Here is a 17272-nt window from a genome sequence, read left to right on the forward strand (position 1 = left end):
ACTATAACTGGCTAAGGGCCGGACGTGCTCTTTATCCGCCGAGTTTGGCCCAGCGCTCACTGCTATAATGAGTGGCTTTGAGGATCTTCAACGTCTGCGCCGGGTTATTATTCAGACAATAACGAGCATTGGCCAGCGGAGTGAGTTTATCGCCTTCCTGCAGGTGGAGGCGACAAGCTTCAATTTCCGCAATCATCTCCAGCGCACCGCTCTGCAGCACGACGCAGCAGGAGCTGGTCATTGAATTTTTTCGTACTTTTTTTACCCACCACTCCATCTATATCTTCCTGTCCTGATTGCGTCCCTGCCGATAATTCATGTTTCCTCAAGGTCTGACAATAAGATTATCCCCTTGGTTTATACAGTGTTTAAAAATACGCGACCGAACGTTGATCTCATCGGTAGGCTTTTTTTCACCGAACATGAATGATCTGCCGGGTTTAATTTGCCGGAACCGATGACTATGCTGAGAAGCAGACAGTGAAAATAGCCTGTCAGGAATAGGGCAGATGAGTTCGGCTACGCGAAAAATATAAGAGGGAGCGTCATGAAGCATGTTTTACGCCACTGGCGAACGTCGGGCGCCGTGATTGGCTCACTGCTAAAAAAAGGGATCATTGCGGTACTGGTGCTGCTGGTGGTCTTTCTCGCCGGGCGGATCTATGAGTCCCAGCGAGGCCCGGCCCTGCATCGCTGGCATACCTGGAGCGCCAACGAGATGTCGGCCGAAGAGATCGACCAGGCGACCTTTGCCCAGTATCTGGCGCGGGAGAAGACGATTTTCGCCGATCTCCAGCGCGAGGTGACAGAGGCTTTGCCGGAGGAAGATAAAACCCCGGTCAACCGCTTTTATCGTCACAGCCGGGTCTGGCCGGGGCAGTTTAAGCAGGACTGGAATCGTTCTTTTGTGCTGTTGCCGCTGGGCAAGCCGCGCGGCAGCGTGGTGCTGCTCCATGGCCTGACCGATTCGCCCTACAGCGTGCGCTATCTGGCGCAACTCTGGCAGCAGCGGGGTTATGTGGCGGTGGTGCCGCGTTTGCCGGGACACGGCACCGCGCCGGGGGCGTTAACGGCGGTGGACTGGGAGACCTGGCTGGCGGCGACGCGTCTGGCAGTGCGCGAAGCGACGCGCCTGGCCGGGGCGGACGTGCCGCTGCATCTGGTCGGTTACTCTAACGGCGGCGCGCTGGCGCTCAAGTATGCTCTTGATAGCCTGGAAGACAATCACTTGCGCCAGCCGCAGCAGATTATCCTGCTGTCGCCGATGATCGGTGTGACCGCGTTTGCCCGTTTCGCTGGCCTCGCCGGGCTGCCGTCCATCTTCCCGGCGTTCGCCCGCGCGGCCTGGCTGAACGTGGCGCCTGAGTTTAATCCCTTCAAGTACAACTCCTTTCCGGTCAAGGCGGCAAGACAGTCCTGGTTATTGAGCCAGGCGCTGCAGCAGCAGATTATCGGCGCGTCCCGTCAGGGCGAGCTGAAAGCGCTGCCGCCGGTCCTGACCTTTCAGTCGGTGATGGATTCCACGGTCAGCACCCGCGCGGTGGTGGAGTCCCTGTATCGCTACCTGCCGGATAACGGCAGCGAGCTGGTGGTGTTCGACATTAACCAGGCGGCGGATCTCCGGGTCCTGTTCCGTCCCGCGCTCTATGCGGCAGTCAATACGCTGCTGCCCCCGGCGCCGCGGGCCTATACCACCACGGTGGTGACCAACGCGACGGCGCACACGCTGCAGACCATCGCCCGTACCACGCTGGCGCAGGAGCGGGATGAGCATCGTTATCCGTTGCATCTCGCCTGGCCGGCGGATATGTACTCTCTGTCGCATGTGGCGGTGCCGTTTCCCCTGAGCGACTCGCTGTATGGTCGCGAGCCGGACGAGAAGAACCGCTACGGCATCAGCCTGGGCACTATTTCACTGCGAGGGGAAACCGGAACGCTGAGCGTGGGGCTGGAGACGTTAATGCGCGTCACCTCCAATCCTTTCTTTCCGTGGATGCTGGCGCGCGTCGATGAGCACATCACCTGCGGCGAACAGGCGGCGGTGGCGGCCTGCCTGAAAGCGCAGGTCAGAGCAGAGGCGTTAAAACAGGATCAGGTGCAGAACGGTACGCAGCAGGATGCCGACGATCGCCGCGGGAACGACAAAGCGGAACAGGCGCACAAACCGTGAGCTGATGCCGAGAAAAATACCGATACCGGGGAGGTCAAAGGTCTGGATCAGCAGGCCGGCCGAGGCGTTGACCTGGCTGACGGTGACTTTGCCCTGCTGGATCAGCTCAGAAATGACGCCAAAGTAGGCGGTGCCCCCGGCGACGCACTTCACCAGCGCCGGTAGAACAAAGTTCTGCGGGATATGCAGCCAGCCAAGTACCGGCTTCAGCGCCTGCTGTAGCAGGTCAATGGCCCCGGCGCCCTGCAGCAGTCCGACGATGGTTAACGACAGGATCAGCATCGGGACTGCGCCGAGCGCCAGGCGGATGGCGTCGGAGCCGGCGCTGTTGATCACCGCCAGTATGCCCTGGCTGTTTTGCTCGGCGTTAGGTAACGCTTCCGCGCGGGGATTTTCGGCGACCGATAAGCGCCGTCCGGTGACGTGCCAGGCGACGGCGGCCGCGCACAGCCCGCCGATCACCGAGATAATGATCGAGGCCAGCCAGTGCAGACCAAAAGGGGTGAGGGGATAAAAGACGTTGCCTTGCCCCATGGCGAACACCATGGCCAGCGTGGCGGTCATTTGCCGGTCCGAGACGCCGCGTTTGTCCATAATCGACAGCGTCGCAAGCGGGGCGGCGAAGCTGACAAAGTTAATCTGGATCAGGGCGAAGGCGCTCATCCCGGTTAAGCCGAAGGGCTTCAGCAGCGGGGCAACCCAGCGAACAATCACATCGAGGATGCCGCGGACCTCCAGATATTTCATGATGATCAGCATGATCACCATAATCGGCAACAGCGTATACAGCGCAACGTCAACGGATGATTTACCCGCCGCCATAATGATGCTTATGAGATCCATTTACTTTTTTACCACTCGCAAAGGCATCGGTTCGCGTCATCATAATCCCGCGGGGAAGGAAATGATATGCCTTGATCCTTTCGAAGTCCGGCGCCCCACGGGCGCCGGGAGAAGAGGATTACTGGCCGATATTGACCAGCGTCCGGCCGTGAATCGTGTTGCTGAGGAAATCTGCGGCATACGCTGGCGCCTGCTCCAGCGTGATTTCGGTGGCCGCCTGCTGGTAGTAGCTCTCCGGCAGAAGCTGGGCCAGACGCTGCCAGACGACGTCGCGTTCAGCGGTCGGCACCATCACCGAGTCCACCCCCTGCAGGCGCACGTTGCGCAGAATAAACGGCATCACGGTGGTCGGCAGATCGAAGCCCCCGGCCAGACCGCAGGCGGCGACGCAGCCGCGGTATTGCGTCTGCGCCAGCACTTTGGCCAGCATCGTGCCGCCTACGGTATCCACCGCGCCCGCCCACAGCTGTTTCTCCAGCGGACGGGTCTCCGCGAAGTCGCTGCGCGGCAGGATCGCAGCGGCGCCCAGCTGACGCAGGTAATCGTGCGTCGATTCCCGGCCCGATACCGCCGTCACCCGGTAGCCCAGCGCTTTCAGCAACACCACGGCGGTGCTGCCGACCCCGCCGCTGGCGCCGGTAACCAGGATATCCCCGCTTTCCGGAGTGACGCCCGCATTGACGAGGGCATCAACGCACAGCATTGCGGTAAAGCCGGCGGTGCCGATGATCATCGCCTGGCGCGCGCTGAGCGCCGCCGGCTGGGCAACCAGCCAGTCGCCTTTGACGCAGGCTTCGGTGGCCAGGCCACCCCAGTGGTTTTCGCCTACGCCCCAACCGGTCAGGATCACGTCCTGACCGGGAACAAAGCGCGGATCGCGGCTTTCACTCACCCGTCCCGCAAAATCGATGCCAGGCACCATTGGGAACTGACGGATGATTTTGCCTTTGCCGGTGATCGCCAGGGCATCTTTATAGTTGAGACTCGACCAGTCGATAGCGACCCGAACGTCGCCTTCGGCAAGGGCGGGCAGGTCGATCGCTTTGACGGCGGCGACGGTGCGGTTGTCGATCTGGTCCAGAACTAATGCTTTCATGACAGAGTATTCCTCGTCGGAAGGGGGTTATCGGCGCTAACGCCGTCCTGTGCAGGTGTTTTTGTTGTCATACTGTGCGCAAAAAATTCCCAGTACTGGTCAAGCGGTGCGGTAGACTGGCACAGCCTGGCGCGCATCACCGCGCCTTCCCAGCCGATCCAGAAGACCTGGGCCAGCGCGTCCGGTGAGGCGTCGCGGGCGATCGCTCCGACAGCCTGCGCCTCGTGCAGGCAGCGGGCCACGCGCGACTCCCATGCCGCCAGAATCGCTTTTAATCGCCCGGGAAAGGTGTCGGGTAACAGCGGGGCTTCCTGCAGCAGGTTGCCCACCAGGCAGCCGCGGCGAAACTGGTATTTCTCCATCCCCTGGCCGGCATGACGCACAAAAGCCGCCATCCGTTCCAGCGGCGGCACGGCGTCGTCCAGCAGGAATTTATCTAATTTATGCGCAAAAAAGTCGCCATAGGCGCTAAGCACGGCCAGGCCAAAGGCCTCTTTACTTTTAAAGCAGTGATAAAACGATCCCTTGGGCACATCGATATTTCTGATAACGGCCTCGATACCTGCCGCGAGATAGCCCGTTTCGGTCAGCACTTCAAGGCCTGAGCGAATCAGCGCCTGGCGCGTATCGTCAAACTGGCGATCGACCTTGGGTGGACGGCCGCGGCGGGGCTTCAGGACGGCGGAGGTATCGGGATTCATCATTTAGACCGTGTGGTTTAATTGTCGGTCAGGGTACGCCCAAACCCGGGATGGGGCAAGCGCAGCGTGGCGGAGGAGAGGGATGTCGAAAACCAGGGTCAGGAAGGCGGCCTGGCATGAGCATGTTCTGGCACTGTACGCCGATAACCGTTGTTTTCGGCAGTGAAATATTACTCTGCGAATTCTATTATGTTGCCTGGTAATATCCGTATTCGAAATACGATAAGAAGAACTAATAATATAAAAATATATTGATCCGTGATTACCATCAGGTGGGATAGACGAGCGCCAGAGATACCTGCATTGCGCTGTCGCAGACGCGGATTGTCAATTATTTGCAGACGATGGCGGATTGACAAAGGCGGTACGATAAAACACATTGTCACCCCTGGTTCGGCATGAGGCGCACCGTAGTTTAAATAACATCGCCATCATACCGAGATTGCTGACCTCTATTATCGGCGTCTGAAGCAATAAACCGGCGATGAAACAACACCTGCAAGGAAAGGAATAAAAGCGTGATGTACAGAATGAGTATTGCCGTCAGAGGAGGGGGCGAATGTCGCTAATTACTATTGTGTTGGTCTTTATGATGGCCATCGTCGTGACCGTGTTCGTGTCTCATCTTCTGCCCGTTAAGGTGCCGCTGCCGCTGATCCAGATCGCCGCAGGCGCTGCGCTGGCCGCCGGCGGATTTCAGGTCGATTTCGATCCGCATATCTTTTTGCTGCTGTTTATTCCGCCGCTGCTTTTCCTCGATGGCTGGCGGATCCCCAAAGACGCCTTTTTCAGGGATATGAAGCCGATTCTGTCGCTGGCGATAGGCCTGGTGATGGTGACGATCCTCGGCATTGGTCTGTTTATACACTGGCTGATCCCGGCTATCACCGTGGCCGCGGGGTTCGCCCTCGCGGCTATTCTGTCACCCACCGATCCGGTGGCGGTATCGGCAATGACCGCCAGCTCACCGCTTCCCTCAAGGATGGCGCATATTCTCGAAGGGGAGTCGCTGTTAAACGATGCTTCAGGCCTTGTCGCCTTTAACTTCGCCATCGCCGCGGTGCTGACCGGCAGCTTCTCCCCGGGAGACGCAGTGGTGAAGTTTTTCCTGATGGCGTTTGGGGGCATCCTCAGTGGCCTCGTGGTGGTGTGGGTCACCGGCAAATGCAATAACTTTCTCGTGCGGCGCACCCGCGAGGAGCCGGCAATTCAGATCCTGATAAGCCTGCTTATCCCCTTCGCTGCCTATCTGCTGGCCGAGGCGTTCCATGTCTCAGGCATTCTTGCTGCGGTGGCCGCCGGCATTGCGATGCACTATGAGCAGCTGTCGGGTCCCCGACTACCGGCGACGCGCATGAAAAGCAGCGCGGTGTGGACCATGTTGCAGACCACCCTCAACGGCATGATTTTTCTCATGCTGGGCGAGCAGCTGCCGCGCATGCTGAAGACGCTTCCTGCGGTGGCCAGTCAGGCCGGCGTCTCGTCTCCCTGGTATCTGCTGCTGTACGCGGTGGCCATCACCCTGGCGCTTGGCCTGATGCGCTTTGCCTGGGTATGGCTGTCGATGACCCTGACGATTTTCCGCCGCAAGCGCCGGGGCAAGGCTATCACTATTCGTCCGCGATTCAGCATCATGGCCGTCATGGCGCTGGCGGGGGTAAAAGGTTCCGTCACCCTTGCCGGTATCCTGACACTACCGGTATTGCTGGCGGATGGCTCGCCGTTTCCGGGGCGGGAACTGCTGATCTTTCTCTCAATGGCGGTGATCCTGATGTCGCTCATCGTGGCGGCTGTCGGCCTGCCGTACATGACCCAGTTTCTGGCCGATGATTTACCCCATGACACCGGGAAGGACAATATCGGTGCGGTGATGACCGAAGTGGCGATTAACCGCCTGAATGCGCTGCTGGACGAGCCGGTGGACGATCCGAATGAGCAGGCTTTGCGGGTCGATGCGGGCAATATGCTGCTGGAAACGTACCAGCGGCGGCTGCACTATAACGACAGTGACGAGGGGCAGGACGTCGGGCTGGAGCTGGCGAAGCGCGCCAGGCTGGAGAAGTATATGCAAAGGGAGGTCATTATCGCTCAGCGCCAGGAGCTGTTCCGGCTGCGGCGCGCCCATAACATCAGTGATACGACCTTTTATGAAGTGCTGCGGGAGATAGACCTCAAGGAAGAAAGCTTGCGCTAACAAACATGGCCGGTGGGCCGGGGCGTAAGCGCTGAAAGGGGCTGGTTCGCCTTCCGGAAGAGGTGTTCTGCCGCTGTATAAAACAAAGCCTGCTGGAAAAGCAGGCTTTTTTTATGTTGGCGGCCTGGATTGGCGAACAGTGGCAGATGGGGCGAGTTGCTCTGAAAGCAAACCTCTGGCTCTACTTATTGCAAGGAACCTGCTTTTCCCCATCTCACTGGGGTTTGACGCCTGCAATGCTTGACCAGGCGGGATGCAATGTCGCGACTGAGCGAGGTGAGGGGGGAAGAATACCTTGATTTTTAACTATTTATTCTTTTCAGCTATTTAAAGTCAATAAGGTTATTTGTTTTTAATGTGGGTAATGCATAAAAGTGAGGTAACGCCAAAAAGAATTTTATCGATGTGCTTTTATGAAGGATATTATTATGCCGGAAGCGGGTGAATTGTATCTCTTGCCGAAAAGAGAAAATAACTGGCATTTAAATAATGTCGTCAATGAATTGCGTCGCGTTCGCCAGGCGTGGCGCGATGAGCACGCGAAGAATAATTATCGTAATAAACGGAGTTTACCTTCCCGGGAAAGCGTTAATTCCGTCGCGGATACATTGATAAAAGTGCTTTATCCGATGCGCTTAGGCGACGTGGACTTACGCAAAGAGGGGGAAGATTATTACGTCGGCCATTTGCTCGGCACAGCGCTGGACAGGCTCACCGAAGAAGCACTTCTGGAACTCTATTATCAGTCGGATGAGCAGGCGGAAAATGAGGTCCTGTTGCAGGAGGCGGTCAGACGCGTTCAGCAGTTTGCCAACCGTTTACCGGTCATCCGTCAGCGTCTTGACGGTGATATCCTCGCCGCTTATCAGGGCGATCCTTCCGCGCGCAGCATGGATGATGTGCTGCTCTGCTACCCGGGAATTCATGCGGTGATGCACTATCGGCTGGCCCATGAGCTGCATCAGCTCGACCTTCCGCTGCTGGCGCGCATCATCACGGAAAAGGCGCATAGCCAGACCGGAATCGATATTCATCCCGGTGCGCAGATTGATGACGGATTCTTTATCGATCACGGAACCGGCGTGGTCATTGGTGAAACCGCCATCGTCGGTAAACGAGTACGTATTTATCAAGCCGTCACCCTGGGGGCCAAACGTTTCCTCGTCGGTGAGGACGGACAATTGCAAAAAAATTATCCTCGCCACCCTATTATTGAAGATGACGTTGTGATTTATGCCGGCGCGACAATCCTCGGGAGAATTACCATTGGGGCGCGCTCCAGCATCGGAGGAAATATCTGGCTAACCCGTGATGTGCCACCGGACAGTAATGTTCAACAGGCGCGAATACAGCAGAGACATTTCAGCGACGGCGACGGCATTTAATCATTACAAGAATAAATAAACCTATCGTTCCCGTACCATTAAAATAGCAGCGTGATCATTATTATGAATTTACTTGAAACGATTGGCGAGACGCCTTTAATAGCCTTGCCCTCTTTTTCTGCAGAATTATCGGGTGTCACGCTGCTGGCGAAAGCTGAATTTATGAATCCCAGCGGCTCGGTGAAAGACCGCGCGGCAAAAGCGATGGTACTGGACGGAATTGCGCGGGGGTTATTGACGCCGGATAAAACTATTATTGATGCGACCAGCGGTAATACCGGAATTGCTTACGCGATGATCGGCGCCGCGCTGGGGTATCACGTTCGGCTGTATCTCCCGCAGAATACCAGCCCGGAGCGTAAAAAAATAATTCGTCAGTATGGCGCCACGATTGTGGAGACTGATCCGCTTGAAGGTTCCGATGGCGCTTATCTTGAAGTCCAGGCCCAGGTCGCCGCACACCCGGAGCGCTATTTTTATCCCGACCAGTATAACAACCCCGTTAATCCGCAAACGCATTTCGCGACCACCGGGAAAGAGATCTGGGAGCAAAGCGGAAAGCAAGTCACCCATTTTGTCGCCGGGATGGGCACGTCAGGCAGTTTTGTCGGCACCGCCCGGCGGCTGAAGTTTGAGGATCCGCGGGTGAAAACCCTCGCCGTTCAGCCCGCTTCGCCATTCCATGGCATTGAAGGGACTAAGCATATGGGCAGCAGTATTAAACCCGGCATTCTCGACGAAACCCTGTTTGATGATGTGATTTCCGTCACCACCGAGGAGGCCTATGCGAGTGCGCGACGCCTCGCCCGGCGGGACGGCATTTTTGTCGGTATTTCATCTGGCGCCAATGTTGCCGCCGCCGCACGGCTGGCCCGCACGCTGCCGGCTGGTTCGGTGGTGGTCACGCTGCTGTGCGATGTGGGCTCCCGCTATTTGACCGACCCTTTCTGGAATGAAACCCATGATTGAATTGACTCGTGAAATCGCCAGACAGATTGGCGCTGAAGGGGAAAAGACCTATCCCAATGAATGCTGTGGTGCGCTTTTTGGTCATTTATCTGCGCAGGGCGATGGCCGCGTGACGGCGATTTTCCCCATCGTCAACGCGCGGGAATCGGAAGAGCAGTACCACCGCTTTGTTATCACCGCCGACGACGCCTTGCGGGCGGAGCGTGCTGCGCTGGCGGAAGGTGTGGATGTCATCGGCTATTACCATTCGCACCCCGATCATCCGGCCATTCCATCGGAATTTGACCGTGAACATGCCCTGCCGTTTTACGCCTACATCATCGTGGCGGTCGCGCAGCGGCAGGCGGGGGCGCTGACCAGCTGGCGGCTCACGCAGGACCGCCTGCGCTTTTTGCAGGAGGAAGTGCACATCGTTTCATGACGTGAATAACAGGCACAACGTTGCCGGAAACCAGAGCAAAACACGGAGAGATTATCACTATGGCATCGACATTACTGATCCCCACTGCGCTACGCGCGTTCACCGACGGTCAGGGGAAGGTGACCCTCGAAGGTCACACCGTTGGGCAACTGGTCGCGGCGCTGGCGGCGCGATATCCGGACATTCAGCCGCACCTGTATGACGACGCAGGCGCGTTGCGCAGCTTTATCAATCTGTATGTGGGCGAACACAATATTAAAACTACCGGTGGGCTGGAGACGCCGGTTAGCGATGGGGCGGAAGTGCTGCTGGTTCCCGCCATTGCCGGTGGCGTCGGGAAGGCGATATGAGCAGACCGAGCATTATCCCGGACGACCGTCTGTCGGAGCTGACGCATGCTGAGATTGCCCGCTACAGCCGCCACTTGCTGCTGCCGGAAGTCGGGCTTGAGGGGCAAAAGCGTCTGAAGGCCGCCCGCGTGTTACTTATTGGCACCGGCGGGTTGGGGGCGCCAGTGGCGCTTTATCTGGCCGCGGCGGGGGTTGGTAAGCTGGGGATTGTCGACTTTGATTTTGTCGATATCTCCAACCTGCAAAGGCAGATTATTCACAGCACCAAAGATATTAACCGCCCCAAAGTCGCTTCGGCGAAAGACAAGATTAAAGCAATTAACCCCGAGATTCAGGTGGAAACCTATAACACCACCCTGAGTAGTAAAAACGCGCTCGAGATCATCCGCGAATACGACCTGGTGGTCGACGGCACGGACAATTATCCCACCCGGTATCTGATCAACGATGCCTGCGTGTTACTGGGTAAGCCGCTGGTCTACGGCTCCATCTTCCAGTTTGAAGGGCAGGCCAGCGTTTTTTATGCCGGGCAAGGGCCCTGCTACCGCTGCCTTTATCCCGAGCCACCGCCGCCGGGGCTGGTGCCCTCCTGCGCGGAAGGCGGCGTGGTCGGTGTGTTGCCGGGCATTATTGGCACTATTCAGGCCGCGGAAGCCATCAAGCTTATCGTCGGCGGCAGCGAGAGCCTGATCGGCCGTCTGCTGCTCTTTGATGTGTGGCAGACGAAGCAACGTGAACTGCGGCTGGAGAGGGACCCCGGCTGCCCGGTCTGCGGTGAGCATCCGTCGATCCATGCGCTCATCGACTATGAGGAGTTTTGCGGACTGAAACCCGATGAGTCAGAAGCACCCATTGAAAGCGTCACGGCGCTTGAGCTTCATGCGTGGATAGAGGAGGGAAAACCCCTGCAACTGATCGACATTCGTGAGCCCCACGAAAGAGCGATCGCAAAATTTCCGCAGGCCAAAGTGATGCCGCTGGGCCAGATAGTCAGACGTATCGATGAATTCGATCCGACGGTCGATGCGGTGTTTCTGTGCAAGATAGGGCAGCGCAGTATTTTCGCCATTCGGGCACTCCAGCGCGCAGGTTATCAGGGGCGCGTGATGAATTTAAAAGATGGCCTAAACGCCTGGGCGCGGGATGTCGATACCCGTTTACCGCAGTACTAACTTTCAGCTCCACTCTTTCAAACACTAAGGACTTATCATGGCAGAACAAAAAAGCATTAATGCACTGGGGCGTGAAGCCGCGTATCAGTTAGCGAATGTGACCAAAACGGCGCCGCAATTTGCGGCAATTACTCCGCGCTGGGTCAGTCGTTTTCTCGATTATAAAGGGCTGGAGTCGGGCATTTATCGCGTCAACAAGGTCGTGGAGGGGGAGACGCCGCTGGACGTATTATGCAGCCAGGACCCTTCACGCGTAGAGATACCACAGGGCTATATTGAGTATCAGACCACACCGCGTGAATATCAGCTGGATTCGATCTCGACCATTATTAACGTTGATACCAAAATTGCCGATCTCTACAGTTCGCCCTATGACCAGGCGTCAGAGCAAATTGCGCTGGCGATCGAAAGCCTGCGTGAACGCCAGGAAAGCCAGCTTATTAATAATGATGAATATGGACTGCTGAAAAATATTGATGACTCGCAGCGCATTCAGACCCGCAACGGCCGCCCGACGCCGGATGATCTGGATGAGTTGTTGTCAAAAGTGTGGAAAGAGCCTTCCTTCTTCCTCGCCCATCCGCGGGCCATTGCCGCCTTTCAGCGTGAAGCCACGCGACGCGGTGTGCCGCCGGTCACGGTGAACCTGCATGGCGGGACTTTTATTCTGTGGCGCGGTATTCCGCTGATCCCTTCCGATAAACTGTTTGTCGACGGACTGAAGAACCCAATAAGCCAGGGCGGGAAAACCAATATTCTGCTGATTCGCTCCGGGGAAAGTAAACGCGGGGTGCTGGGACTTTATCAGGAAGGGCTGCCAAACGAGCAGTCTCGCGGGCTGTCGGTGCGCTTCCGCGGGATCGATGATAACGGCGTGGCCTCTTATTTACTCTCACTTTATTGCTCCGCCGCGATCCTGGCCGATGATGCCATTGCTGTGCTGGAAGATGTTGAAGTGGGTGAATATTATGACTACGAGTAATTTATTCACGCTTCCCTATGCGCCGGGCGGATGGCCCGGCGAGGCGGGTGACGCCCCCTCTGCACGCGATTATGGTCTGCCCGACGCGCGGGATCTGCAAGGGTTGCTGAGCGATACGCCCGCCCGTCCGCGCGGAGTGGAGGCGGCCTACGCGCCGCGGGTGGTGCCACTGGGCCAGGAGAGCAGGGCGGATATCGCCCCTCGCGGGTTTGCAACATTGCCTGCTTTCGGCTCCCGGCCTGCGCCAGCGGCGCGGGTTGGGCAGATCCCCGTTGAGCGGATCCGTGCAGATTTTCCGATCCTTGCCGAACAGGTGGAGGGGCATCCGCTGGTGTGGCTGGATAATGCCGCGACGACCCAGCGCCCGAAGCAGGTTATCGATCGTATCAGCCATTATTATTTGCACGAAAACTCGAACGTTCATCGGGCGGCGCATACGCTTGCCGCTCGTTCCACCGATGCTTATGAAGCCGCGCGGGAGAAAGTATCGCGTTTTATTGGCGCCCGCGGCCCGGAGAATATTATCTTCGTGCGCGGTACCACGGAGGGACTCAATCTTATCGCGCACAGTTACGTGAAGCCGCTGCTACGCCCTGGGGATGAAATTATCCTCACACAGCTTGAGCATCACGCCAATATTGTGCCGTGGCAACTTATTGCGCAGGAGACGGGCGCGACGATCCGCGTTGCGCCGGTTGATGAGCACGGACAGCTGATTGTCGAGGAGTATATTCGGTTATTCAACGATAAAACCCGTTTTGTGTCCGCCACTCACGTTTCCAACGCCCTGGGGACCGTGACGCCGGTTCAGGAACTGGTGCAGATCGCCCATCGTTTTGGCGTGCGTATCGCCATCGACGGCGCGCAGTCTATCTCACATATCCCGACCAACGTCACGGCGCTGGATGCCGATTTCTTTGTCTTCTCCGGGCATAAAATTTTTGGACCTACCGGGATCGGCGTCGTCTATGGCAAGCAGGAGGTACTGGAAGCGGCGCGCCCGTATCAGGGCGGCGGGAACATGATTGCCGACGTGACCTTTGAGCTGACGCGCTATCAGCCTTCGCCGAATAAGTTTGAGGCGGGAACGGGCAATATTGCCGATGCCGTCGGGCTGGGGGCGGCCATCGACTATGTGACCTCACTGGGGATCGAAAATATTGCGCAGTATGAGCATGCCTTACTGGAGTATGGGATTGCGAAGCTGTCGGCTATTCCGGGCCTGACGTTGGTCGGCACCGCGGCGAACAAAACCAGCGTCTTGTCTTTTGTGCTGGCGGGGCATGAAAATGAAGCCGTGGGGCGCTATCTCAGTCAGGTTGGCATCGCTGTGCGGTCCGGGCATCACTGTGCGCAACCGATCCTGCGTCGTTTGGGCTATGAGAGTACCGTCCGGCCTTCGCTGGCTTTTTATAACACGCCGCAGGAAATTGATTTTCTCGCCGAACAGGTTGCCCGATTTGCCGCGCGGCAATGACGCCGCAACCCGTGTAAGACCGCATGAAAAGCGAAAAGCAAAAAGCCTGCTCGAAAGCAGGCTTTTTTAAATTTGGCTCCTCTGACTGGACTCGAACCAGTGACATACGGATTAACAGTCCGCCGTTCTACCGACTGAACTACAGAGGAATCGTGTGAACGGGGCGCATATTAACGATGCCATCCGGCCTTGTCAAAGCCTGATTCAAAGAATTGCGTTCAACTGCTGACAATTTCAACAACCCCTGGCTGGGTGGCGCTTTTTTCACCATCACGCACCGTTGCGGTGCAAAAATACCCCTAATGGGGCATACCACAATCTGCTTACCGGGCAAATAAAAGCTGGATTGTTATCACTATCCCTTATAACACGGCCTCTGGCGGGCAGCGGCAGCGCAATTGAAAAGCTGGCAAGCAAATTGCAGAACCAGTTGCATCATACTTCCAGCGTTGACGCTGGCGTTCCTTACAGGAGGCAAAATGAACTTAAGACGACTGAAATATTTTGTGAAAATCGTCGATATCGGCAGTCTGACCCAGGCCGCTGAAGTCTTGCACATCGCACAACCGGCCCTGAGCCAGCAGGTCGCGACCCTGGAAGGTGAAATGGACCAGCAGTTGCTGATACGCACCAAGCGAGGGGTCACGCCAACGGAAGCCGGTAAAATACTCTACACCCATGCGCGGACCATCCTGCGCCAGTGTGAGCAGGCGCAGCTGGCGGTCAATAACGTCGGCCAGACGCTGCGTGGTCAGGTCTCGATTGGCCTGGCGCCAGGCACGGCGGCTTCTGCCATTACTATGCCGTTGCTGCAGACGGTGCGTAATGAGTTGCCCGAGGTGATGGTCTATCTGCAGGAGAGCAGCGGCACTGCGCTGAATGACAAGCTGCTGGCGGGTCAGCTGGATATGGCGGTGCTGTATGAGCGTTCGCCAGTGGCCGGTATCGTCAGCCAGCCGCTGCTGAAAGAGGATCTCTACCTGGTGGGTACCCGCGACTGCCCGGGACAGAGCGTGGATCTCACGGCGGTGGCGGAGATGAACCTGTTCCTGCCGCGGGATTACAGCGCGGTACGGGCGCGGGTCACCGAGGCGTTCACCCTGCGTCGTCTGTCGGCGAAAATTATCGGCGAGATCGAATCCATTACCACCCTGACTGCGGCTATCGCCAGCGGCATGGGGGCGACGGTCCTGCCGGAATCCGCTGCCCGCTCCCTGTGCGGCGCGGCAAACGGCTGGATGGCGCGGATTAGCACGCCGTCGATGAGCCTGTCGCTGTCGCTGAATATGTCGGCACGCGGCAGTCTGTCGCCGCAGGCGCAAGCGGTGAAAGAGATCCTGCTGTCTCTGGTGAGCCGCCCGTCGCTGGAGAACCGTGAACTGCAGCTGGTTAGTTAGGCTATATTCTCTTAAGGAATAAGTTGCTGGTTTTTATTATTTGTTACCTGGGACAACAGACTTTAACAATAGCAGATACGTTAAGTCCATTGGCCCGGAGGAAAGGGTGAACTTCCAGCAACTGAAAATTATCCGTGAGGCGGCCCGTCAGGATTACAACCTGACGGAAGTCGCGAATATGCTCTATACCTCGCAGTCAGGCGTCAGCCGCCATATCCGGGAACTGGAAGAGGAGCTGGGGATTGAGATCTTTATCCGTCGCGGTAAGCGCCTGTTAGGCATGACCGAGCCGGGTAAAGCGCTGTTATCCATTGCCGAGCGCATCCTCAATGAAGCCAGCAACGTCCGGCGGCTGGCGGATCTCTTTACCAATGATGCCTCCGGCGTCTTAACCATCGCCACCACCCACACCCAGGCGCGCTACAGCCTGCCGCCGGTGATTAAAGCCTTCCGCGAGCTGTTCTCAGATGTTCGCGTCGAGCTGGTGCAGGGCACCCCGCAGGAAATCGAAGCGCTGCTGCATAACGGCGGGGCGGATATCGGTATCGCCAGCGAGCGCCTGAGCAACGACCCGACGCTGGCGGCTTTCCCCTGGTTCCGCTGGCATCACAGCCTGCTGGTGCCGAAGGATCATCCGCTGACCCAGGTGTCTCCCCTGACGCTGGAGGCGATCGCCCGCTGGCCGTTAATCACCTATCGCCAGGGGATCACTGGCCGTTCGCGAATCGATGAGGCCTTCAACCGCAAGGGGTTGATGCCGGATATCGTGCTGAGCGCGCAGGATTCCGATGTCATCAAGACCTATGTCGAGCTGGGGCTGGGCGTCGGGCTGGTTGCCGAGCAGTCCGGAGATGCCCGGGAAGCGGACACCTTTACGCGTCTCGATACCCGCCATCTGTTCGATGCCAATACCGTGTGGCTGGGGTTGAAGCGGGGCCAGCTCCAGCGTAACTACGTCTGGCGCTTTATCGAACTGTGCAATGCCGGACTGTCGCTGGATGAAATTAAGCGTCAGGCGATGGAGCCGGAAGAGGCCGCTATCGACTATCAGATTTAAGCCATCGTGGTCAGCGGATCGAGGCGAGGAAATAACGCTATAATTCACACACGAGAGTCGCGACTGAGGAAGGGAAAATGACGATGCGGCGTGTGAAATTACTTTGTTCTGCGCTGATGCTGCTCGCCAGCCACGGCGCGCTGGCCGTCAGTTATCCGCTGCCGCCGGAGGGAAGTCGTCTGGTAGGCAGCGCATTTACCATCGCCGTGCCGGAGAACAACACCCAACCGCTGGAAAGTTTTGCTGCCCAGTACGGCCAGGGGTTGAGCAATATGCTGGAGGCTAACCCCGGCGTCGATGTCTATTTGCCGCACTCCGGTTCGACGCTGATTATTCCGCAACAGTTGATCCTGCCTGACACCGTGCGCGAAGGGATCGTCATCAACGTCGCCGAAATGCGTCTCTATTATTACCCGCCGCTGGGCAATAGTGTGGAAGTGCTGCCAATCGGCATTGGCCAGGCCGGACGCGAAACCCCGCGTAACTGGGTGACGGCGGTAGAGCGCAAGCAGGAGGGACCGACCTGGGTTCCGACCGCCAATACCCGGCGCGAGTATGCGAAAGAGGGCAAAACCCTGCCGGCGCTGGTGCCGCCCGGGCCTGATAATCCGATGGGGCTGTATGCCATCTATATAGGCAGGCTGTACGCCATCCACGGCACCAACGCCAACTTTGGCATCGGGCTGCGCGTCAGCCAGGGGTGCATTCGCCTGCGCAATGACGATATTAAATTCCTGTTTGATAATGTACCGGTGGGGACGCGCGTCCAGCTGATCGATCAGCCGGTGAAGTACACCGTGGAGCCGGACGGCAGCCATTGGCTGGAGGTGCACGAGCCGCTGTCGCGCAATCGGGCGGAATTTGAATCCGACAGAAAAGTCCCGCTACCGATGACCTCGGCGCTGCGCGAGTTTACCCAGGGGCCGGGAGTGAGTCCTTCGCAGGCCGAGCAAACCCTGCAGCGCCGCTCCGGCATGCCGGTGAATATCAGCGCTGCAGCGGTGCAGGGGAGTTTGTAAGTGTCGAACGACTGGCTGTCTCTGGCGGGCTGACCGCCC

15 protein-coding genes, 1 tRNA gene and 1 pseudogene are annotated in these 17272 nt (G+C 57.8%); 12 read left to right on the top strand and 5 right to left on the bottom strand.

Annotated elements, in window-relative coordinates:
• Positions 1-31: 31 nt before the first annotated feature.
• Positions 32-277: a signal transduction protein PmrD gene (pmrD, locus tag AC3EMD_RS08750; protein ID WP_008804171.1), complete on the bottom strand. Its 246-nt coding sequence runs from the start codon at positions 275-277 to the stop codon at positions 32-34.
• Positions 278-547: 270 nt separating this feature from the next.
• Between pmrD and AC3EMD_RS08755 the strand changes: the two genes are divergently transcribed.
• Positions 548-2170, top strand: coding sequence for an alpha/beta hydrolase (locus AC3EMD_RS08755; protein WP_302074036.1), 1623 nt, complete (start codon positions 548-550; stop codon positions 2168-2170).
• Here AC3EMD_RS08755 and AC3EMD_RS08760 read toward each other — a convergent pair.
• The 3 genes and pseudogenes from AC3EMD_RS08760 to acuR all read right to left on the bottom strand — a co-directional run bounded on the left by AC3EMD_RS08760 (position 2081) and on the right by acuR (position 4810).
• A complete protein-coding gene (locus AC3EMD_RS08760) occupies positions 2081-3013 on the bottom strand; it encodes a nucleoside recognition domain-containing protein (protein ID WP_302074037.1) in 933 nt (310 codons plus the stop codon). The two genes, AC3EMD_RS08755 and AC3EMD_RS08760, sit on opposite strands and share 90 nt — an antisense overlap.
• A gap of 118 nt (positions 3014-3131) precedes the next feature.
• Positions 3132-4094, bottom strand: a complete 963-nt coding sequence (locus tag AC3EMD_RS08765) for an MDR family oxidoreductase (protein ID WP_302074180.1) — start codon at positions 4092-4094, stop codon at positions 3132-3134.
• Positions 3985-4810, bottom strand: a pseudogene (acuR, locus tag AC3EMD_RS08770) (acrylate utilization transcriptional regulator AcuR). The gene AC3EMD_RS08765 and the pseudogene acuR overlap by 110 nt, the downstream one beginning before the upstream one ends.
• 559 nt (positions 4811-5369) lie before the next feature.
• Between acuR and AC3EMD_RS08775 the strand changes: the two are divergent.
• The 8 genes from AC3EMD_RS08775 (at position 5370) to AC3EMD_RS08810 (ending at position 13760) form a co-directional block, all read left to right on the top strand.
• The gene (locus tag AC3EMD_RS08775; protein ID WP_096834280.1) at positions 5370-7004 is read left to right on the top strand and encodes a Na+/H+ antiporter; all 1635 of its coding nucleotides are present in this window, start codon (positions 5370-5372) and stop codon (positions 7002-7004) included.
• Positions 7005-7432: 428 nt separating this feature from the next.
• Positions 7433-8389, top strand: coding sequence for a serine O-acetyltransferase EpsC (gene epsC, locus AC3EMD_RS08780; protein ID WP_012967641.1), 957 nt, complete (start codon positions 7433-7435; stop codon positions 8387-8389).
• A gap of 63 nt (positions 8390-8452) precedes the next feature.
• Positions 8453-9358, top strand: a complete 906-nt coding sequence (locus tag AC3EMD_RS08785; RefSeq protein WP_012967642.1) for a PLP-dependent cysteine synthase family protein — start codon at positions 8453-8455, stop codon at positions 9356-9358.
• The gene (locus tag AC3EMD_RS08790) at positions 9351-9779 is read left to right on the top strand and encodes a M67 family metallopeptidase (RefSeq protein ID WP_012541140.1); all 429 of its coding nucleotides are present in this window, start codon (positions 9351-9353) and stop codon (positions 9777-9779) included. Before AC3EMD_RS08785 ends, AC3EMD_RS08790 begins: the two co-directional genes overlap by 8 nt.
• A gap of 59 nt (positions 9780-9838) precedes the next feature.
• Positions 9839-10129 (top strand): MoaD/ThiS family protein, encoded by a 291-nt coding sequence (locus AC3EMD_RS08795; RefSeq protein ID WP_008804180.1) that lies wholly within the window; start codon positions 9839-9841, stop codon positions 10127-10129.
• On the top strand, positions 10126-11301 hold the full coding sequence (gene moeB / locus AC3EMD_RS08800) for a molybdopterin-synthase adenylyltransferase MoeB (protein ID WP_049155779.1): 1176 nt from the start codon (positions 10126-10128) through the stop codon (positions 11299-11301). The genes AC3EMD_RS08795 and moeB overlap by 4 nt, the downstream gene beginning before the upstream one ends.
• A gap of 37 nt (positions 11302-11338) precedes the next feature.
• Entirely contained in the window at positions 11339-12283 is a 945-nt protein-coding gene (locus tag AC3EMD_RS08805; RefSeq protein WP_302074038.1) for a family 2A encapsulin nanocompartment shell protein, read from the top strand.
• Positions 12270-13760, top strand: coding sequence for a cysteine desulfurase (locus AC3EMD_RS08810; protein WP_064165894.1), 1491 nt, complete (start codon positions 12270-12272; stop codon positions 13758-13760). Before AC3EMD_RS08805 ends, AC3EMD_RS08810 begins: the two co-directional genes overlap by 14 nt.
• Positions 13761-13833: 73 nt before the next feature.
• Here AC3EMD_RS08810 and AC3EMD_RS08815 read toward each other — a convergent pair.
• Positions 13834-13909: transfer RNA gene (locus AC3EMD_RS08815), tRNA-Asn, on the bottom strand.
• Positions 13910-14239: 330 nt separating this feature from the next.
• Here AC3EMD_RS08815 and nac point away from each other — a divergent pair.
• From nac to ldtA, 3 genes are all read left to right on the top strand, one after another.
• Positions 14240-15157 carry a nitrogen assimilation transcriptional regulator NAC gene (gene nac / locus AC3EMD_RS08820; RefSeq protein WP_002911729.1) on the top strand — a complete coding sequence of 306 codons (918 nt, stop codon included), beginning with the start codon at positions 14240-14242 and terminating at the stop codon, positions 15155-15157.
• A 106-nt stretch (positions 15158-15263) separates the two neighbouring features.
• Positions 15264-16214 carry an HTH-type transcriptional regulator Cbl gene (gene cbl / locus AC3EMD_RS08825; RefSeq protein WP_004180456.1) on the top strand — a complete coding sequence of 317 codons (951 nt, stop codon included), beginning with the start codon at positions 15264-15266 and terminating at the stop codon, positions 16212-16214.
• 77 nt (positions 16215-16291) lie between these two features.
• Positions 16292-17233 (top strand): L,D-transpeptidase, encoded by a 942-nt coding sequence (ldtA, locus tag AC3EMD_RS08830; RefSeq protein ID WP_012967646.1) that lies wholly within the window; start codon positions 16292-16294, stop codon positions 17231-17233.
• Positions 17234-17272: the final 39 nt, after the last annotated feature.

The organism is Klebsiella sp. PK18, assembly GCF_057784655.1.